This is a genomic window from Polynucleobacter sp. P1-05-14, assembly GCF_018881675.1.
In the GTDB taxonomy this organism is placed as follows: Bacteria; Pseudomonadota; Gammaproteobacteria; order Burkholderiales; family Burkholderiaceae; genus Polynucleobacter.
Genome location: NZ_JACVPV010000007.1, coordinates 20,422 through 38,776, shown reverse-complemented (window position 1 = coordinate 38,776; position 18,355 = coordinate 20,422). Strand labels below are relative to the sequence as shown.

Annotated in this window: 20 protein-coding genes; 10 read left to right on the top strand and 10 right to left on the bottom strand. The window is 46.5% G+C overall.

The annotated features are described in order from the left end of the window. Positions 1-5 precede the first annotated feature (5 nt). The 7 genes from dksA to gatC all read right to left on the bottom strand — a co-directional run bounded on the left by dksA (position 6) and on the right by gatC (position 6,706). Entirely contained in the window at positions 6-383 is a 378-nt protein-coding gene (gene dksA, locus ICN37_RS04975) for an RNA polymerase-binding protein DksA (RefSeq protein ID WP_072582887.1), read from the bottom strand. A 222-nt stretch (positions 384-605) separates the two neighbouring features. Continuing rightward, the gene (locus ICN37_RS04970) at positions 606-1,676 is read right to left on the bottom strand and encodes a GTP-binding protein (protein ID WP_216155293.1); all 1,071 of its coding nucleotides are present in this window, start codon (positions 1,674-1,676) and stop codon (positions 606-608) included. A gap of 69 nt (positions 1,677-1,745) precedes the next feature. Continuing rightward, positions 1,746-2,747: a tyrosine recombinase XerC gene (locus ICN37_RS04965; RefSeq protein WP_216155292.1), complete on the bottom strand. Its 1,002-nt coding sequence runs from the start codon at positions 2,745-2,747 to the stop codon at positions 1,746-1,748. Beyond that, positions 2,728-3,402 carry a DUF484 family protein gene (locus ICN37_RS04960; RefSeq protein ID WP_216155291.1) on the bottom strand — a complete coding sequence of 225 codons (675 nt, stop codon included), beginning with the start codon at positions 3,400-3,402 and terminating at the stop codon, positions 2,728-2,730. Before ICN37_RS04960 ends, ICN37_RS04965 begins: the two co-directional genes overlap by 20 nt. A gap of 27 nt (positions 3,403-3,429) precedes the next feature. Beyond that, entirely contained in the window at positions 3,430-4,899 is a 1,470-nt protein-coding gene (gene gatB / locus ICN37_RS04955) for an Asp-tRNA(Asn)/Glu-tRNA(Gln) amidotransferase subunit GatB (protein ID WP_216155564.1), read from the bottom strand. Further along, complete coding sequence (gatA, locus tag ICN37_RS04950) at positions 4,899-6,416, bottom strand: Asp-tRNA(Asn)/Glu-tRNA(Gln) amidotransferase subunit GatA (RefSeq protein ID WP_216155290.1); 1,518 nt, start codon at positions 6,414-6,416, stop codon at positions 4,899-4,901. Before gatA ends, gatB begins: the two co-directional genes overlap by 1 nt. Next, positions 6,413-6,706 carry an Asp-tRNA(Asn)/Glu-tRNA(Gln) amidotransferase subunit GatC gene (gene gatC / locus ICN37_RS04945; RefSeq protein WP_215321163.1) on the bottom strand — a complete coding sequence of 98 codons (294 nt, stop codon included), beginning with the start codon at positions 6,704-6,706 and terminating at the stop codon, positions 6,413-6,415. The genes gatA and gatC overlap by 4 nt, the downstream gene beginning before the upstream one ends. Positions 6,707-6,765: 59 nt before the next feature. Here gatC and ICN37_RS04940 point away from each other — a divergent pair, with 59 nt between their 5' ends. Genes ICN37_RS04940 through rodA form a run of 5 tightly spaced genes read left to right on the top strand, consistent with a single transcriptional unit; the run spans position 6,766 to position 12,339 of the window. Further along, the gene (locus ICN37_RS04940) at positions 6,766-7,809 is read left to right on the top strand and encodes a rod shape-determining protein (RefSeq protein ID WP_068319852.1); all 1,044 of its coding nucleotides are present in this window, start codon (positions 6,766-6,768) and stop codon (positions 7,807-7,809) included. Between the two features lie 24 nt (positions 7,810-7,833). Beyond that, a complete protein-coding gene (gene mreC / locus ICN37_RS04935) occupies positions 7,834-8,769 on the top strand; it encodes a rod shape-determining protein MreC (protein ID WP_216155289.1) in 936 nt (311 codons plus the stop codon). Beyond that, a complete protein-coding gene (gene mreD / locus ICN37_RS04930) occupies positions 8,766-9,290 on the top strand; it encodes a rod shape-determining protein MreD (RefSeq protein WP_215321165.1) in 525 nt (174 codons plus the stop codon). The genes mreC and mreD overlap by 4 nt, the downstream gene beginning before the upstream one ends. A gap of 8 nt (positions 9,291-9,298) precedes the next feature. Continuing rightward, a complete protein-coding gene (gene mrdA, locus ICN37_RS04925) occupies positions 9,299-11,206 on the top strand; it encodes a penicillin-binding protein 2 (protein WP_216155287.1) in 1,908 nt (635 codons plus the stop codon). Further along, positions 11,188-12,339, top strand: coding sequence for a rod shape-determining protein RodA (gene rodA / locus ICN37_RS04920; protein WP_216155285.1), 1,152 nt, complete (start codon positions 11,188-11,190; stop codon positions 12,337-12,339). Before mrdA ends, rodA begins: the two co-directional genes overlap by 19 nt. An 89-nt stretch (positions 12,340-12,428) precedes the next feature. Here rodA and ICN37_RS04915 read toward each other — a convergent pair whose 3' ends face one another. Beyond that, positions 12,429-12,749, bottom strand: a complete 321-nt coding sequence (locus ICN37_RS04915) for an HU family DNA-binding protein (protein ID WP_011903860.1) — start codon at positions 12,747-12,749, stop codon at positions 12,429-12,431. A 77-nt stretch (positions 12,750-12,826) separates the two neighbouring features. Next, on the bottom strand, positions 12,827-13,192 hold the full coding sequence (locus tag ICN37_RS04910) for a hypothetical protein (RefSeq protein WP_072582885.1): 366 nt from the start codon (positions 13,190-13,192) through the stop codon (positions 12,827-12,829). 157 nt (positions 13,193-13,349) lie between these two features. On the opposite strand from ICN37_RS04910, the gene ICN37_RS04905 reads away from it, so the two are divergent. Beyond that, positions 13,350-14,246, top strand: a complete 897-nt coding sequence (locus tag ICN37_RS04905) for an aspartyl/asparaginyl beta-hydroxylase domain-containing protein (RefSeq protein WP_216155561.1) — start codon at positions 13,350-13,352, stop codon at positions 14,244-14,246. Positions 14,247-14,261: 15 nt separating this feature from the next. On the opposite strand, the gene ICN37_RS04900 is transcribed toward ICN37_RS04905, so the two are convergent. Then, entirely contained in the window at positions 14,262-14,558 is a 297-nt protein-coding gene (locus tag ICN37_RS04900) for a DUF167 domain-containing protein (RefSeq protein WP_215321168.1), read from the bottom strand. 22 nt (positions 14,559-14,580) lie between these two features. On the opposite strand from ICN37_RS04900, the gene can reads away from it, so the two are divergent. From can to ICN37_RS04880, 4 genes are read left to right on the top strand one after another with little or no spacing between them, the layout of a single operon-like run. Then, positions 14,581-15,252 carry a carbonate dehydratase gene (gene can, locus ICN37_RS04895; RefSeq protein ID WP_215321169.1) on the top strand — a complete coding sequence of 224 codons (672 nt, stop codon included), beginning with the start codon at positions 14,581-14,583 and terminating at the stop codon, positions 15,250-15,252. A gap of 1 nt (position 15,253) precedes the next feature. Next, positions 15,254-16,153, top strand: a complete 900-nt coding sequence (locus tag ICN37_RS04890; RefSeq protein ID WP_216155282.1) for a lipid A biosynthesis acyltransferase — start codon at positions 15,254-15,256, stop codon at positions 16,151-16,153. A 25-nt stretch (positions 16,154-16,178) separates the two neighbouring features. Then, entirely contained in the window at positions 16,179-16,931 is a 753-nt protein-coding gene (locus ICN37_RS04885; RefSeq protein ID WP_215321171.1) for a metallophosphoesterase, read from the top strand. A 3-nt stretch (positions 16,932-16,934) separates the two neighbouring features. Further along, entirely contained in the window at positions 16,935-18,353 is a 1,419-nt protein-coding gene (locus tag ICN37_RS04880; RefSeq protein ID WP_215321172.1) for a protein kinase, read from the top strand. The last annotated feature ends 2 nt before the right edge of the window (positions 18,354-18,355 follow it).

The following is an 18,355-nucleotide window of genomic DNA, read 5'->3' as shown; positions in this document are numbered from 1 at the left end:
AAAATTTATTCGCCAAATAATTTTTGACGGAGTTCACGACGCTCTTGAGCCTCAAGAGATAAATTGGCTGTAGGCCTTGCAATTAAACGGTTCAAGCCGATTGGCTCACCAGTTTCTTCGCACCATCCATAGTCGCCAGATTCAATGCGCGCCAATGCTTGCTCTACTTTTTTGAGCAGCTTGCGCTCACGATCACGCGTGCGCAGTTCCAATGCATGCTCCTCTTCAATCGTTGCACGATCGGCAGGATCAGGAACCAAAATATTTTCACGCAGATGCTCTGTTGTCTCAGAGGCATTCTTTAAAATGTCGTTTTTAAGAGTGAGCAGTTTTTGACGGAAAAAATCTAACTGCGCAGCACTCATGTAGTCCTTGTCGGACATCTTGAGCAACTCTGCCTCAGTTAATGGAGCACCTTTTGCAACCTTAGCGCTCGCAGCCTTGCTACTAGCTTTTGCAGCGGTTGCTGGTTTTGTTGCTGTTTTTACCGTCATCTCATTCTTTCCTGGTTTGAAGCATTATTGCCTCATTCTGCCAAACTTTTACGGCCCTTTTATTAATATTCATCAATATGGGCCGTGGCGGCGGATTGTACCCGAATCTTGCTAGGCCAAACAGCCCTCAAGCCCTGCCAATAGGGTGTCCTTGGGCAAATCGATGCCTATAAAGACCATACGGGTTTGCTTGGGTTCTGTGCCCCATGGGCCAGCTAAATCACTGCCCATCATCTGGTGAACGCCCTGGAACACTACTTTTCGGCTACTTCCCTTCACATAGAGCACGCCTTTATAGCGCAACATCTTCTCTCCAAAGACCTCCAAAATGCCTCCCAGGAAGTCTTCCAACTTTTTGTGATTAAAGGGTTTATCACTACGAAAAACAAAGGATTGGATACGATCAGTATGGCCAGCATGGCCATGGTGCTGGTGCTGGTGGTCGTGACTATGATCATGGCCACAGGTACTGTGATCATGATCGTGACTATGATCATGACCGCAATCAGCATGGTCATGATCGTCCTGCTCTAAGAAATGGGGGTCAATATCCAACTTGGCATTGAGATTGAAGCCCTTGAGGTCTAAGACAGCATTCAAGGGCACCACGCCCTTAGAAATGCCTGCAATAGGCGCTCTTGGGTTCATATGCATCAGGCGATTACGTAAGGCATCTACTTCAGCAGGCGTCACTAAATCGGTCTTAGTAATAAAGATTTGATCGGCAAAGCCAACTTGGCGCTGAGCCTCTTCATGCTCATTGAGTTGTTGCTGACCGTGCTTGGCATCCACCAGGGTCACTACAGCATCTAAAACATAATGGTCTGCCACATCATCATCCATAAAGAATGTCTGAGCGACGGGGCCAGGATTAGCAACGCCTGTGGTTTCAATCACGACACGATCAAAACTAATCTTCTTATCTTTGCGTTGCTCCCAAAGCTCGTTTAAAGCATCCACGAGATCGCCACGAATGGTGCAGCAAATACAACCATTGCTCATTTGCACAATGTTCTCTTGGTTGTCTTGCACCAAGATGTCGTTATCAATATTCTCTTCACCGAATTCATTCTCAATGACGGCAATTTTTTTGCCATGCTCTTCAGTCAAGATGTGTTTAAGCAAAGTGGTTTTGCCGCTTCCCAAGAAGCCCGTCAAAATCGTTACTGGAATTAATGCCATGGATGATCCAATCAAAATCTAAAAGCCAACAATTCCCAAAGCGGGAAACCTTCTATCTTACCGAGTTCCTCAGCCTTTGCCAGCCTTTGCGCGCGGATGCGCTTTATCGTATGCCTGAGCTAGGTGCTGAAAATCTAAAGAGGTATAAATCTGGGTACTAGCAATGCTGGCGTGCCCTAGCATCTCCTGTACTGCACGTAAATCCTGTGAGGATTGCAGCACGTGGCTGGCAAAGCTATGGCGCATCATATGAGGATGCACATGGGTGGGCAATCCAGCGCGCATAGCTAAAGTCCGCAGTCTTGCTTGTACGGTACGTGGTGATAAGCGCTTACCCGTTGCTGACAAAAACAAGGCGATGGATTCTTCTGAATAGTTTCCAGCATCACGCAGCTCTCGCCAGGTAGCAAGTGATTTCATTGCAGGCACACCAACAGGTACTGAACGTCGCTTGCCGCCCTTACCTAAAACTGTTACTTCAGCAGCATTCCAATCCAACCAACCAGCAGATTCATGCTGACGATTTTTGCTTTGCATCACATCAATTCCCAAGAGCTCTGAAAGACGCAGGCCTGATGAGTAAAGCAAATCAATAATGGCTGCATCTCGGATTGATTCCAAATCCTTTTTTTCTTCCGCTTCTTTCACGGCTTGGTTTACCAGGGCAAGCGCCTGCTCGACAGACAAAGCCTTGGGCAAAGACCTCAAGCGCTTAGGCGCCTTTACATCGTCAACCGGGTTAGCAATTAAATTGCTTGTTACCTTACCAGCACGGGCATCACGCCTGGCATCTTTCTCGGTAAGCCAGTCATACCAGCCACGCCATGCAGAAAGCGCTCTCGCAATACTTCTTGAGGATTTACCTTTGGAGTGCAAACGGCCAGCCCAACGACGCACATGGCCGTTACTCACTCTTAACAACTCAATATTGTCCTCAAGGGCGAAATTTTGTAGATCGCTCAAATCCATGCCGTACGCTTTAAGCGTATGCGGCGAGAGCTGACGCAACACATGTAACTCATGCAAATACTCTTGCATGAGGGGGTGTAGTTCAGTCGACTTTAATTTCATAAGCCTGGATACGATCCAAAGCTGCGGCAGTTAATTCAGCAATCTGACGCAAATAGAAAGCGCCCATATCTGCCGTAAAGCGGGATTCATCCTTGCTGGCTAACAGTAATACTGCAGGCGATTGAGTGGCACCAATACTTTTGCCTAATGGCAACCCAATGGCCACCATGCTTTGCCATTCAGGATTAATGCTTGTCTGGCTTGCTAACAAATCTACGCTTGCTACTGCCAACTCCTTAGCAGAGCCACACAGAGGTGTATCGACCCAAGGGCCAAAAGCAGAGTTAGGCGACAGTAATTGTGCAGACTCTACTTCGAATACTTCGGCCAAGCCCGAAGTTATCGCAGACTCCACATCAGCCTTATTGTTGGCCTTCATCAAACACAATAACCAAGCAACCAAACTTTGTTGGGTTTTGTCATTACGGCTTCCAAAGTGCAACATTTCACTTAAGCGACGATTGAGCTCTTGATTTTGTGTACGCAATATCGTCATCTGACGCTCTTGCAAAGAGATCGCACGATCCTCATGTGGATGCTTAATCCGAATCTCATTAAAGAGATCGGCGTAACGCTCAAAGAAGCCTGGGGTTGAACGCAACCACTCAGCAACTAACTCTTCTTGTTCGGCTTGCTTTGGATCGATTGCACTCATGTATTACTTTCTAAATATGTTCTTTGGTTAAGCAAGCTTTTTACGCAAGAGCTCATTCACCTGACCAGGGTTTGCTTTGCCTTGAGAGGCTTTCATGATCTGGCCAACGAGAGCGTTAAATGCCTTCTCTTTGCCCGAGCGGAACTCTTCAACCGATTTCTGGTTAGCGGCTAACACCTGATCAATGATGGCCTCAATGGCTCCACTATCACTAATTTGCTTCAATCCTTTAGCGTCAATCACCTGATCAACCGTGCTAATAGCTTTACCTGCAATCGCCTCTTCCCAAAGAATGGCAAAGATATCTTTAGCAATCTTGTTGGAGATAGTGCCATCTGCCACACGCGTCAGTAGTGGCGCTAAATGCTCCGCTTTTAATGGCGCGTCAGCTGCAGCAATGCTTGCACGATTTAAGGAGGAAGCAAATTCACCAGCAATTAAATTGGCTGCGGCCTTTGCCAATGGCTTACCTACGATTACCAACAATGCTTCAAATACTTTTGCTGTGTCGCGATCTTGCGTGAGCAACTGCGCATCGTATGCACTTAAGCCAAACTCGGTTTGCCACTGCTCGCGTAATTGAGCAGGTAATGCTGGCATCTTGCTGCGCACATCTGTAATCCATGCATCATCAATCACAACGGGCAATAAGTCAGGATCGGGGAAGTAGCGATAGTCGTTAGCATCTTCTTTACTGCGCATACTGCGGGTTTCGCCACGGTCAGGATCGTAAAGTCGGGTTTCTTGAACAACGGCACCGCCATCTTCAATCAGCTCGATTTGACGACGCACTTCATATTGAATGGCTTCCTCTAAAAAGCGGAAGGAGTTCAAGTTTTTGATTTCGCAACGGGTACCGAATTCAGCCTGGCCTTTAGGGCGAACAGAAACGTTCGCATCGCAACGGAAAGAGCCTTCTTGCATATTGCCGTCACAAACTCCCAGCCACACCACCAAGCCATGCAAAGCCTTGGCATAGGCAACGGCCTCAGCGGCACTGCGCATCACTGGCTCAGTAACAATCTCGAGGAGTGGTGTGCCGGCGCGGTTCAAATCAATCCCGCTAGAGAGCTCGCCATGAGGGCCTGTAAAGCCTTCTTCATGGACTGATTTACCAGCATCCTCCTCCATATGGGCGCGAGTGAGTTCAACTACTTTTATTTCATCCCCAACCAAGATCTCAAGATACCCGCCAACAACAACCGGGATCTCCATCTGGCTGATTTGATAGCCCTTGGGTAGATCTGGGTAGAAATAATTCTTGCGAGCAAAGATACTTGCCGGCGAAATCTTCGCATTTACTGCTAAACCAAATCGAATCGCATGCTCTACCGCTTGACGATTAAGTACAGGCAAAACGCCAGGCAATGCTAAATCCACCGCACACGCTTGCGTGTTTGGCGCGGCGCCAAAGCGCGTACTTGCGCCACTAAAAATCTTGGACTGAGTTTGCAACTGCGCGTGGGTCTCTAGACCAATAACGACTTCCCATTGCATCATGCCACCTCACTTGCTGGACGCAAATGCCAATCAGTGGCTTGCTGATATTGATGAGCCACTTGCAACAAGCGCGCTTCAGAAAAATAATTACCAATGAGCTGCATGCCAATTGGCAAGTTGTTTGTATTAAATCCACAAGGGACACTCATCGCTGGCAAGCCTGCCAAGTTAGTAGAGAGCGTATAAATATCTTCTAAATACATTTGCACGGGATCTTTAGATTTCTCGCCCAAACGCCAAGCCACGTCAGGGGCTACAGGCCCCAGGATGACATCGCACTGATTGAATGCAGCTTGAAAATCCGCTGCAATAATGCGACGAATTTTTTGTGCCTGAAGATAGTAAGCATCATAGTAACCATGACATAGCACATAGGTTCCAATCATGATGCGGCGCTTCACTTCTTCACCAAAACCTTCGGTGCGTGACTTGGCATACATATCATTGAGATCACGATACTCATTGGCACGATACCCATAACGCACACCATCAAAGCGACTCAAGTTACTCGATGCTTCTGCTGGCGCTAAAACGTAATACACCGGTATGGATAACTTGGTTTTAGGCAAGCTGACTTCAATTAATGTAGCGCCTAAATTTTCTAAAAGCTTAGTGGCTTCAGTAACGGATTTAGCAACATCAGCGGCTAAACCTTCTGCAAAAAATTCTTTAGGCAAACCAACACGCAAACCCTCCAATGGTTTTGCGGGATTGGCATTGCCTTCCTTCCAATGTTGATTGAGGTAACGAGCGTAATCTTCACCAGAGTCAGCCAAAGAGGTGGAGTCACGCGGATCATGCGAAGACATTGCAGACAGCAACAAGGCGCAGTCTTCTGCAGTCTTGCCCATCGGCCCAGCTTGATCGAGCGATGAAGCGTAAGCAATCATGCCGTAGCGCGATACGCGCCCATAACTAGGCTTAATGCCGGTTAATCCACAAAATGCTGCTGGCTGGCGAATTGATCCACCCGTATCTGTGCCAGTTGCAATCGGAGCCAATCCTGCCGCTACAGCCGCAGCAGAGCCACCGGACGAGCCTCCCGCTACGTGAGCAGCATTCCAAGGGTTTAACACCGGCCCAAAGGCAGAGTTTTCATTCGAGGAGCCCATCGCAAACTCGTCCATATTGGTTTTGCCCAGGCAAACCATGCCAGCACCATGGGGATTACTTTCATCGGGAATGCCCAAATTAGCCACCACCGTGGCATCAAAAGGACTCTGATATCCAGCCAAGATTTTGGAGGCAGCTGTTGACTTCCAACCACGCGTTACAAAGACGTCTTTGTGCGCAACGGGGATGCCTGTTAACTTTCCAGCCTTGCCGGAGGAAATCAGTTGATCTGCCTTATTTGCTTTCTCTAAACTTAAGTAAGCATTCACATCAAGATAGGCATTCCACTGTTTTCCAGCCTCAATACGGTCTAAGAAGTACTGGGTTAGCTCTGTACTGGATACCTCTTTTGCAGCAAGTGCTTTTGCCATTAAGGCGATAGGGGTGTTGTGCCAACTCATTCGATCACCTTTGGCACCAAGAAATAGCCGTCATGCTGAGCAGGGGCTGACTGCATATTTTCGGCACGATGATCTGATTCAGTAACTTGATCAACGCGCATGGGCTGGGCCAAATCCCGCAAAAAGAGGATTGGGTGAGCCAATGGCTCAAGACCAGTGGTATCCACGGCCTGCATTTCCTCAACCAAAGAAAAAATGGCCTGTAATTGAGGCAAAACTGCCTCGGCTTCTGCCTGATTTAACTCAAGCCTAGATAGGTGCGCAATGCGCTGGACATCATCAAGTTTCATGGGACGAGAGTATCATTCCTATATATTTTCATTAACACTTTCTATTTTCCCACTACATCATGTTCGGTTTTTTCCGCAGCTACTTTTCCAATGACCTAGCCATCGACCTAGGAACCGCCAACACCTTAATTTATATGCGTGAGCGGGGTATTGTCCTCGATGAACCTTCGGTTGTGGCAATTCGCCAAGAAGGCGGTCCAAACGGCAAAAAGACCATTTTGGCCGTCGGCAAAGAGGCAAAAGCGATGTTGGGTCGGGTTCCAGGGAATATTGAGGCCATTCGCCCAATGAAAGATGGCGTAATTGCCGACTTCACCATCACCGAACAAATGCTCAAGCAATTTATCAAGCTTGTGCACGAAAGCAAATTACTAAAGCCTAGCCCACGCATCATCATTTGCGTTCCTTGTGGTTCTACCCAGGTTGAGCGTCGTGCGATTCGCGAATCTGCATTAGGTGCCGGCGCATCGCAAGTGTTCCTCATTGAAGAACCAATGGCAGCTGCAATTGGTTCTGGCCTCCCGGTTTCAGAAGCTGCTGGTTCGATGGTGGTTGATATCGGTGGCGGCACAACTGAAGTTGGCGTGATGTCATTAGGCGGCATGGTTTACAAAGGCTCTGTTCGTGTTGGTGGCGATAAGTTTGATGAAGCGATTACCAATTACATTCGTCGTAACTACGGGATGTTGATTGGCGAACAAACTGCTGAACTGATTAAGAAAACAATTGGCTCCGCTTTCCCTGGCGCTGAAGTGCGCGAGATGGAAGTTAAAGGTCGCAATCTTTCTGAGGGTATTCCACGTAGCTTCACTGTTACAAGCAATGAAATTCTGGAGGCGTTGACTGATCCATTGAATCAAATCGTGACTGCGGTAAAAGCAGCTCTCGAGCAAATTCCACCAGAGTTGGCGTCCGATATTGCTGAACGCGGCATGATGCTTACTGGCGGCGGAGCCTTATTGCGCGACCTCGATCGCCTCTTGCTTGAAGAAACTGGTTTGCCAATTCATGTGGCAGAAGATCCCTTAACTTGCGTGGCTCGTGGTTGCGGTATCGCACTCGAGCGCATGGATAAGTTAGGCGGAGTGTTCTCGCACGAGTAAGCGACATACACGTCGACCAGGGAATTGCAACATAGCGCTCCACCACTTTTCAGACAGGGCATTCCGGCCTTACTTAAACTGATTGTCTGTCTGTCGATCAGCATCGCTCTGATGCTGATCGATTTTCGTTTCAAAGCACTCGACCCCATTCGCAATAATGTCAACTGGATTTTGCGTCCTCTTGAATATGTGATGATGGCACCGCGTAACGCCTTCGAAGCAACATCAGAATATTTCACCACCCGATCAACTCTTGATCAAGAAAACCAAGTAATGAAAGTACGTCAAGCAGAGCTTTCTTTGCTGGCAAATCAATCTGAATTTTTGATGGTGGAAAACCAAAACCTGCGCGAGCTTATGACTTTGCAAAAACAGGTTCCATTCAAAACATTACCGGTAGAAATTCTATTTAATCCACCCAATCCAATCTCGCAGCGCATCGTAATCAATCGTGGCAGCAATGATGGCCTAAAGCTTGGCAATCCGATTGCCAATGATTCTGGCATTTTGGGTCAAGTGGTTCGCCTCTATGAGCGCTCTGCCGAGGTTTCCCTGCTGGAAGACCGTGATTTTGCGGTTCCAGTTCAAGTGGCCCGCAACGGCCTTCGTGCGGCTGTATTTGGCGCGGGGCGTGGCAATCCATTGGAGCTACGCTATTTACCGGTAGCCAGCGATTTGGAGGTTGGCGATATTTTGCTGACCTCGGGCATTGATGGCGTTTACCCCCCAGGGTTTGCAGTAGCAGTGATTAGCAAAATAGAGCGCAATGTTGATAAGAACTCTTCTAACGTCTTTTGTGTTCCCGTTGCGGCAGTAAATCGCTATCGTCAAGCGCTTGCACTGTTGTACGATCCGCAACTTGATGCCAAAGCGGCAACTGTGAATAGCAAATCCACTTCTGGTGCACCACTAAGCAATACACCCGGCAGACGCCAAACGCGTGCGCGAGGTATGCAATGATCGATTTCCAGAGCGGCTATATTCTGCGCCCGGTAAATCCGGTCTTTATTTATTTCAGCTTATTTTGTGCGCTGCTATTAAACCTATTGCCCATTGGTAATTACGGTTGGGTGCCAGATTGGTTAATCCTGTGTATTGTGTTTTGGAACATTCATCAACATCGCTATGTCAGCGTCATCACCGCCTTCATTTTGGGCTTGATGATCGATGTACATAATTCCGATTTATTAGGATTGCACGCCTTTAGTTATTCCCTAGTCGCCTACCTTGCTATCTCATGGCACAGGCGCATTGTGGCTCTCACCGTTCTTTCGCAAGCCCTACACCTACTTCCCATTTTCTTATTGGTATCGCTATTTCCTGTGCTCGCCCATTGGCTGCTCAGCGGTGAGCTCTATTGGTGGGCTTTAACTGGCGCAATCCAGGCTTTGATTGAAGCGATGCTTTGGCCGCTAGCCACTCGCATCTTGCTTGCGCCGCAACGTCGCCCTATAGATGTTGATCACAATCGACCCCTTTAAGAGGCGGTATGGTTTCTTTTAAAAAACCCGATCTCGACTCCTTTCAAGAGCGCATTCATATTGCGACTCTATTTGTCACATTTTGCTTTTTACTACTCATCACCCGTCTTGTATGGCTACAACTAGTAAGCCACGGGAAATACGCACTTCTGGCTGAAAGCAATCGCATTGCCCTGGTTCCGGCGCCGGCAAATCGCGGACTCATTATTGATCGCAATGGCATCGTGATTGGTCGAAATTATTCTGCCCTTACATTGGATGTGAATGCTGAAGAAGTCAAAGGAAACGTAGATCAGCTCATCAATGAGCTTTCTGAAATCGTTGCTATTTCGCCCCGGGATCGTCGCAATTTCAAGCGTTCCCTAGAAGATTCTCGCAATATGGGCACTTTCCCCCTGCGATCCATGCTCAACGAGACCGAAACTGCACGGTTTATGGCCAATCGCTATCGCTTTCCTGGGGTAGAAATCCGGGCCAGAAGCTTTCGGGAGTATCCATATAACGAATTGGCCTCCCACCTGATTGGCTATATTGGCCGCGTTTCGCAACGCGACAAAGAGCGCATGCAGACTGAAATTGAGGGCGCCAAGGCCGATGATCCCGATGCTTTGCAGGCTTCTTTTTTGCCGGGCATTCAATACGTTGGAAAGATTGGCCTGGAACAAAGTTATGAAAATGTATTACGTGGCGTGCCTGGTTACGATCAAGTAGAAATTACTGCGGGCGGCAAACCAGTGCGCACGCTTTCTAGCGCACCATCAGTTCCGGGCAAAAATGTAGTTCTCTCAGTTGACATCAAGCTCCAATATTTAGTTGAGCAACTGTATGGAAATTTCCGCGGTGCATTTGTGGCTATTGAACCAGCGACAGGTGATGTATTGGCTTTTGTCTCTAAGCCCAACTTCAACCCGAATGATTTTGTTGAAGGCATTGATTCGGTGACTTGGAAAGAGTTGAATGACTCTCCACAGAAGCCGCTATATAACCGCCCACTGAAAGGAATCTATCCACCCGGATCTACTTACAAACCTTTCATGGCATTAGCAGCTTTAGAAAATAAAAAGCGCACTCCATCACAAACAATTTCGGATCCTGGCTACTTTGACTTTGGCAACCACACCTTCCGGGATGATAAAAAAGGTGGTCACGGAATAGTCGATATGCAAAAGTCGATTGTTGAATCTTGTGACACGTATTACTACATGCTTGCCCGAGACATGGGCGTAAACATGATTGCTGATTTTATGAAGCCATTGGGCTTTGGTCAAATTACTGGCATTGATTTACAAGGCGAAGCAAGGGGTGTTTTGCCATCTACCGAGTGGAAGAAAAATACTTTCAAAAAACCTGAGCAGCAAAAATGGTACGAGGGTGAAACTATTTCCCTGGGTATTGGACAGGGTTACAACGCTTTCACAATTTTGCAATTAGCCCATGCCATGGCAAACGTAGCTAATAACGGAATTGTGATGAAGCCCCACTTAGTCAAAGCCATTGAAGATCCATTTACTCGCAACAGAGTACTGACAACTCCAAAAGAAAGTTATCGCATCGATCTCAATGCTGAGAATATTGAAGTGATTAAGAAGGCCATGGTCGAGGTTAATAACTCCGGCACATCTGCCGCAGCATTTAAAGGCACTGGATATCAAGTGGGTGGGAAAACTGGAACTGCGCAGGTATTTAGCTTGAACTCCAAAGATTACAAGCATGGATCCACAGCAGAATTTTTGCGCGACCATGCCTTGTATATCGCATTTTCTCCAGCGGATAAACCAACCATTGTGATTGCAATGGTTGTAGAGAACGCAGGCTTCGGCGCACAGTATGCTGCTCCGATTGCACGTCAAGCATTGGACTACTACATTGAGGGCAAGTGGCCCAGGGAGGTTCCTGAATGGAAAAGAGCCCCTTAATCAAAGTTAAAGTATTTTTCTCCAGCATCTTCGCTGGTTTAGACCGCCAGCTAGGCTTTATTCTGCTTGGCTTAGCGGCTGTTGGCTTTTGTACTTTTTTATCTGCAAGTCAAAATACTCCCGTACAAATTACAGATGAATTGCGCAACCTCGCACTCTCGTTTTTAGTGATGTGGATCGTTTCACGTATTCCACCTAAGTGGTTGGAGATGGGTGCAGTTTGGATTTATGGATTTGGTGTTGCCCTCTTAATAGCAGTAGCCGCATTCGGACTCATTAAAAAGGGTGCTCGTCGCTGGCTCAATATTGGAGTTGTCATTCAGCCATCCGAGATCATGAAGATTGCAATGCCACTGATGCTTGCTTGGTACTTTCAAAAGCGAGAAGGCATTCAAAAATCTTGGGACTATGGTATTGCTACTGTGATCTTAGCGATACCAGTTTTTTTAATTGCACGCCAACCGGACCTGGGAACGGCGCTACTCGTTTTTGCGGCAGGACTATACGTCATCATCTTGGCGGGCCTACCGTGGAAATGGATACTGCCGTTTGTTGGCTTGGGTGTTATTGGTATTTTGTTAATCATTATTTTTGGCGGCACTATTTGTGCCCATGATGTAGTGTGGCCATTTGTGCACGACTATCAAAAGCATCGCATATGTACTCTGCTAGATCCGACTAGCGACCCACTTGGAAAGGGCTTTCATACCATTCAATCCATGATTGCAATTGGCTCTGGCGGATTCTTTGGCAAAGGTTGGTTCCAAGGAACGCAAGCACATCTAGAATTTATTCCAGAAAAACATACTGACTTTGTCTTTGCAGTTTTCTCTGAGGAATTTGGCTTATTGGGTAATCTGATATTGATTGCCTTGTTCTTCGCGCTCATTAAAAGAGGTTTAGCGATCTCGGCGAGCGGGCCAAACTTATTTACGCGTCTCTTAGGTGCGTCAGTGACTTTAATTTTCTTTACCTATGCATTTGTCAACATTGGCATGGTGAGTGGTCTCTTGCCAGTAGTTGGTGTGCCACTTCCATTTATTAGTTATGGTGGCACTGCATTAGTGACGCTTGGTTTTGGCGCAGGGATATTAATGAGCATCCATCGTCACCGTCGTTTAGTGCAAAGCTAACTCAGCTTAGTGTTGCATCTGATTGATTGAGATTTTTGAAGGAATAAAAAAGCCCGGCATGCCGGGCTTTTTTATCAACAAAGGAAGAATTACTTCTTACGCTTGTTAACTGAATCTTTAAATGCTTTACCAGCAGAAAACTTAACAGTTTTTGCAGCAGCAATTTTGAGTGGCTCGCCAGTTTTTGGGTTACGACCCATACGTGCTGCACGTTTGCCAGAAGCAAAAGTACCAAAGCCGATCAGTTGTACTGAGTCACCTTTAGTAACAGCTTTGATAATTGTGTCGATTGCAGAATTCAATGCGAATTCAGCTTTGGCTTTAGATATCTCCGCGTCGTCAGCAATCGCTGCGATTAGTTCGGCTTTGTTCAAGTGAAGCTCCTTATAGATATTGATGTCAGCGCACATTACGCTTATATGATTTTAACCACAAAAAATTACAAAAATAAAGTTGCGTTACAGCAATTTTTTACTACGACTACAAATTACTCATCCAAAACAGTAATATCAGAAACAAAATACTCGGTATCGCCAAAACAGGTAGTTGGCAAACCAATGTGTTGCTCATACTTTAGGGCCACCTTTTTACCTAAATTAGCATTGATTTTTTGCGCCACAGCATCTTCGCGCACCGTAAAGAAGAATTTTTCTGACATCGTGCCCGGCATAGAAACCATGGCTAATTCGCCTTCCCAAGTTTTGCATACGTAACCGCGATTAGAGAATTTCTGGACATACCCTGCACGCTCACCACTGCCATAGCTCCAAGTTAGCATTCCCCATGTATAGACTGAAATACCCACTAACCCAATTAAAACAAGGCTTAAGAGCCACTTTATAAAGCTATTCATAAGATCATCCTTAGTAAAACTCCACATAAACCCTAGGCCGGTTTTCAAACCCTCTGCTTGAAGTATATGAGCATCCAAGCATAAGAAATAGTCAATTTAGATCTGATATACAAATTAAAATATTAATAATTACCTCACTTAGACAAAACTCATGGAAATTCGCCACATCATCTTTTTTATTTTTATTGCATCGGCCGTTTACGTCTATTTCAGAGGAAAGATTCGTTTTGGAGTCGTTAGATCCCTTACCGACTACCAAGTGCTTTTGGCTCCCGTAAATGCACTTTTGTATTTATTTTCAAAAGTAAAATCTGGTGCTTTTATTCCAGTAAGCCAATTTCCTGAAATGCAGCCCATCCAAGATAACTGGGAAATGATTCGACAAGAAGCGCTTTCACTGCAGGAAGGTGGCTCTATTGCTGCGGCAACTGGATACAACGATATTGGCTTTAACTCCTTTTTTCGCACTGGATGGAAGCGTTTTCACCTCTGCTGGTATGGAAAAGAAGTGCCCTCGGCCCAAGCAGGTTGCCCCAAAACGGTTGCACTGCTTAAATCAATACCCTCGGTCAAGGCTGCCATGTTCGCCTCTCTGCCGCCTGGAGCAACGCTGGTGCGCCATCGTGACCCCTATGCAGGCTCCTTGCGCTATCACATTGGCCTAGCGACTCCCAACGATCCCAAATGTTTTATTGATGTGGATGGAGAGCGTTATTTCTGGAAAGATGGCGAAGCGGTCATGTTTGATGAAACTTACATTCATTTCGCTGCCAATGAAACAGATCAGCAAAGAATCATCTTATTTTGCGATGTCGAACGCCCGGTTCACACTAAGGCAGTCGCTCTATTTAATCGCTGGTTTGGGCGGTATGTCATGAGCGCTGCATCATCTCAAAATGTTGAAGGCGAGAAAATAGGCTTTGTAAATATTCTGTTTACCTATTTTTACCATCTCCGCGCACAAGCCAAAAAGCTCAAAGCAAAACATCGCTCAGTTTATTACGTAGGTAAGTGGGTGCTTATTTTGGGAATCTTATGGGCAATATTTTGGTAAGCGCCGACCTTTAAATCAAGGGCTCAACAACTGCACAATTTGCTCGGGACTAATAGGCCCCCAAATTTCTACTCGTTTCTTGCGGCTATTCTGGCCAGAAACGAATTGAATTTGTTTTTGAGGCACTCTTAATTGCTTAGAAAGCCAGGCTAATAAGAGCTCGTTAGCCTTATTTTCTAAGGCAGGTGCCTGTAAAGAAATCTTTAAGCAACCATCATGCAGGCCAACGACCTTGGTCACCTTGGCTCCTGGCTGGCAATGTAAATTTAAGGTAATTCCGGTGGGGGTTTGTTTTAACCAATTGGGCATCATTAAAGTACTTTAAACTGAAAGCATGACGATGAAGAATTCTCAAGCGCTAGAACAGCTATTTGCCAATAATCGTACCTGGGCCGAAAGCATGGTGGCGGAAGATGCCAATTTCTTTAAGCGCCTCGTTTCTCAACAAGCCCCTGAATATCTATGGATTGGTTGCTCCGATAGTCGAGTGCCAGCGAATGAAATCGTGAACCTACTACCTGGTGAATTATTCGTTCACCGAAATGTTGCAAATGTAGTTGTTCACACCGATTTAAATTGTTTATCCGTTATCCAATTTGCGATTGACCTTCTCAAGGTCAAACACATCCTGGTAGTCGGCCACTATGGTTGCTCAGGCGTCCATGCAGCACTAACTGATAAACGCATAGGCCTTGCAGATAACTGGTTGCGTCACGTTAAGGATGTGCATCAAAAACATGGGCGGTATTTAGGCGAGACTATTCCAACCCCTAAGCGTCAAGATCGCCTTTGCGAACTCAATGTCATTGAGCAAGTAGTTAACGTATGCGAAACAACCATCGTGCAAGATGCTTGGGCACGCGGGCAAGATCTCACTGTTCATGGCTGGGCTTATCGCCTTGAAACTGGCCTAGTAAATGATTTGGGAATGTCAAGTAGCTCTATTGAAGAAATGGCAGAGCGCTATGCTAAATCCGTAAAGCGTTACGAATCAGAGCAAAACTAATTTGCTGAAGTCTTTCTCCAATCAAGTAGTCGTCGTTCTACTCAAGCTGCTTACCCTTTTGCCATACAGGCTTCTGGTTGCGCTGGGCTACGGCCTTGGATATATTGCGGCTCGAATTCCAAGCGATAGAAGTCGAGTGGTCAAAACAAATCTCCATTTATGCTTTCCAAAACTAAGTGCAGCTGAAATCGACGGTCTTGCCAAAGAGCACTGGCGATTGCTTGGGCGTAGTCTGGTAGAGAAAAGCATTATCTGGTGTGGCAGCTCTAAACAACTGAGCAATATGATTGAAGTGAAGTCAGCGGTTGATCTCTCAAGCAAGAAACCGCGCATTTTAGTAAACATGCATTTCACAGGGATTGAGGGCAGCATTATTTTGAGCGCGCTCTCTAAAACAAAACATTGGCCGCGTACTTCAGGATTTTTCCAGAGAATGAAGAATCCATTTTTTAATAAACGAATTGTGGAATGGCGTAATCGCTTTGGTGGAAATTCAATTGATCGCCAAGGCAATGCAAAAGCGATCATCAGAGAAATTCGTAATGGAGACTTCATCATCATTGCGCCGGATCTTGATTTAGGCCTTAAGGATTCTGAATTTGTGCCATTTTTTGGAATTCAAACAAATACCATCACCACCATTTCTCGCTTAGCAAAAATTACTGGCGCAGACGTATGCTTAATGACCACCACATTAAAAGCAGATGAGTCAGGTTACCTTTGCGAAATTGGGAAGCCTTTAGAGAATTTTCCTGGGGCAGACCCCAAGTCAGACACCGCACGCCTTAATCAATGCTTTGAGGAAGAAATTCGACTTCGGCCGGCGGAATACTACTGGGTTCACAAGCGCTTTAAAAATCGCCCAGATAATGGTCCGAGCCCCTATAACCCTTCTAACTAGGGGCCTTTTGTCCTATCATTAAGAGATGACTGAACGTATTGGGCTATTTGCCGATCTCCACAGCAATTTAGAAGCTTTTGATGCCTGCATGGCTCGCGCCGAGGAACTTGGCGTTACTCGCATGGTGTTTCTGGGTGATCTCGTGGGTTATAACGCTGATCCTGTTGCGCTGCTTGAACGCGTTGCCGCGCTCGTAGAAAACAAAAAAGCGATTGCCATTCTTGGCAACCATGATGAGGCTGTTTTTAAAGATAGCCGCAATCAAATGAACGCCAGTGCCAATGCCGCCATTGAGTGGACTAAATCTCAACTAAATAATGACCATGTAGGCTTCCTTAAAAATCTTCCTCTGATGGTTCAAGAAGATCAGATTTGTTTTGTGCATGCCTCCGCTTACAATCCAGCAGAGTGGAATTACATTACTGACAGCATGAGTGCATGGCGTTGTGTACAAAGCTCTGGGAAAAACTACACTTTTGTTGGTCATGCGCATGAGCAAGCGCTTTTTTATCAAAGCGCTGTTGGGAAACTCATTCGATTTGCACCACACCCTGGTGATGAAATTCCGGTACTACCTCATCGCCAATGGGTAGGTGTTGTCGGCTCTCTTGGTCAGCCCAGAGATGGCAATCCAGAAGCCTGCTTTGCTGTTTTTGAGCCCGCTTCAGAAGTGCTTACATTTCATCGTACCCCCTACGATCACTATACTGCCGCAGAGAAAGTACGTCGCGCTGGCCTGCCAGAAGACCTGGCAAACCGCCTCATCACTGGCAAATAAACAATGCCAATCAATACCGACATTCAAGCAGTAGACGATATATTTCAAGAAGGCAAAGTAGTAGATGGATTTGTCTTAGGCAAGGAAGTTCACCGCGGTGGAATGGCTAGTCTTTTTTCAGCAACTAAAGAGGGAATAAATGTCCCTATCTTGCTAAAAATCCCGCGTGTTGGCAGAGATCAACCGGTTGAAAGTTTGATTGGCTTTGAAACCGAACTCACCATCCTGCGGTCCCTAAAAAGTCCTTATGTTCCTCAATATTTAGGTTCGGGCAATATGGCCACGCGTCCTTATATTGCAATGGAAAGGGTTGGGGGCCGGCCATTAGAGGATTACATCAAAGAAGGCAAGGTATTTACGATTGATGAGGTAGTGCGCATTGGCGCAGATTTGGCGCAAGCCGTTCAATCACTTCACTCGCAGGACGCCATTCATCTCGACGTCAAACCTGAAAATATTTTGATTGATGAGAAGGGAAAGTTAACGCTCATTGATTTTGGTTTGTCGCACCACGCTCGATACCCAGACTTGCTTGCAGAAGAGATGCGAAAAGGTATCGGCTCTGCACCTTATATTTCTCCTGAACAAGTAGCCGGTATTCGCTCTGATTCGCGAAGTGATATTTTTTCTATTGGCGTGATCATGTACGAGCTGCTGACTGGCGAACTGCCATTTGGCAACCCCCAAACAATGAGTGGTCTACGCAAACGGATGTGGGCAGAGCCCTTTCCACCACGCGCTATTCGCAGAGAAATTCCTCGCTGGTTACAAGAGGTAGTACTGAGATGTCTAGAGCCACGCGCTGCCGATCGCTATCAAAGCGCTGCGCGATTACGTCAAGTATTGCGAGACCCCGAGGGCGTTACGCTCACCGAACGCGCCGACCGCGTTGAGCCACCTAGCTTTTGGGAAAACCTCAAAGGCATGTTCAAAGCCGCTGGTTACGAGCCCTCTCCCAGCCCCCGGCCTAGTATGGGCAGCCTTGATGCACCCCTCATGATTGCTGCGATAGATACACGTCAATCCGATGAAGCTCTGCGTGAGCGCATGCAAATTACGGCAAAAAATTTATTACAGGCCCATCCTGAAAGTCGCCTAATTTGCTTGAGCACGATTGCCAGCACACCAACCTATGAAGGCAATCATGAAAGTCAAACAGCTAGCGGCATCGTCCGCGGCCACTTAGTACAGCTGATGGAGTGGGCTAAGCCACTCAAATTACCGCCCGAAAGAATTTCCTATCATGTACTTGAGGCACTTGATCCCGCCTCTCGAATCGTTGAATTTGCCAAAGACAATGATGCCTCCCTCATTTTAATTGGAGCATCACATAAGCTACCTAATAAGGTAACGCCTTGGAGAACCTCAATGACCAAAATCGTCGAAGAGGCTCCCTGTAGCGTTCACATTGTGCGCACTTAATT

What these genes read in the sequence shown, in the direction of transcription:
- gatA (WP_216155290.1), bottom strand. Translation starts at nt 6,416, where the DNA reads ATGAGTTGGCACAACACCCCTATCGCCTTAATGGCAAAAGCACTTGCT.
- ICN37_RS04970 (WP_216155293.1), bottom strand. Translation starts at nt 1,676, where the DNA reads ATGGCATTAATTCCAGTAACGATTTTGACGGGCTTCTTGGGAAGCGGC.
- ICN37_RS04915 (WP_011903860.1), bottom strand. Translation starts at nt 12,749, where the DNA reads ATGTGCGCTGACATCAATATCTATAAGGAGCTTCACTTGAACAAAGCC.
- dksA (WP_072582887.1), bottom strand. Translation starts at nt 383, where the DNA reads ATGTCCGACAAGGACTACATGAGTGCTGCGCAGTTAGATTTTTTCCGT.
- gatC (WP_215321163.1), bottom strand. Translation starts at nt 6,706, where the DNA reads ATGAAACTTGATGATGTCCAGCGCATTGCGCACCTATCTAGGCTTGAG.
- ICN37_RS04900 (WP_215321168.1), bottom strand. Translation starts at nt 14,558, where the DNA reads ATGATGCCCAATTGGTTAAAACAAACCCCCACCGGAATTACCTTAAAT.
- ICN37_RS04940 (WP_068319852.1), top strand. Translation starts at nt 6,766, where the DNA reads ATGTTCGGTTTTTTCCGCAGCTACTTTTCCAATGACCTAGCCATCGAC.
- ICN37_RS04885 (WP_215321171.1), top strand. Translation starts at nt 16,179, where the DNA reads ATGACTGAACGTATTGGGCTATTTGCCGATCTCCACAGCAATTTAGAA.
- ICN37_RS04880 (WP_215321172.1), top strand. Translation starts at nt 16,935, where the DNA reads ATGCCAATCAATACCGACATTCAAGCAGTAGACGATATATTTCAAGAA.
- rodA (WP_216155285.1), top strand. Translation starts at nt 11,188, where the DNA reads ATGGAAAAGAGCCCCTTAATCAAAGTTAAAGTATTTTTCTCCAGCATC.
- ICN37_RS04910 (WP_072582885.1), bottom strand. Translation starts at nt 13,192, where the DNA reads ATGAATAGCTTTATAAAGTGGCTCTTAAGCCTTGTTTTAATTGGGTTA.
- mreD (WP_215321165.1), top strand. Translation starts at nt 8,766, where the DNA reads ATGATCGATTTCCAGAGCGGCTATATTCTGCGCCCGGTAAATCCGGTC.
- gatB (WP_216155564.1), bottom strand. Translation starts at nt 4,899, where the DNA reads ATGCAATGGGAAGTCGTTATTGGTCTAGAGACCCACGCGCAGTTGCAA.
- ICN37_RS04960 (WP_216155291.1), bottom strand. Translation starts at nt 3,402, where the DNA reads ATGAGTGCAATCGATCCAAAGCAAGCCGAACAAGAAGAGTTAGTTGCT.
- can (WP_215321169.1), top strand. Translation starts at nt 14,581, where the DNA reads ATGACGATGAAGAATTCTCAAGCGCTAGAACAGCTATTTGCCAATAAT.
- mrdA (WP_216155287.1), top strand. Translation starts at nt 9,299, where the DNA reads ATGGTTTCTTTTAAAAAACCCGATCTCGACTCCTTTCAAGAGCGCATT.
- ICN37_RS04965 (WP_216155292.1), bottom strand. Translation starts at nt 2,747, where the DNA reads ATGAAATTAAAGTCGACTGAACTACACCCCCTCATGCAAGAGTATTTG.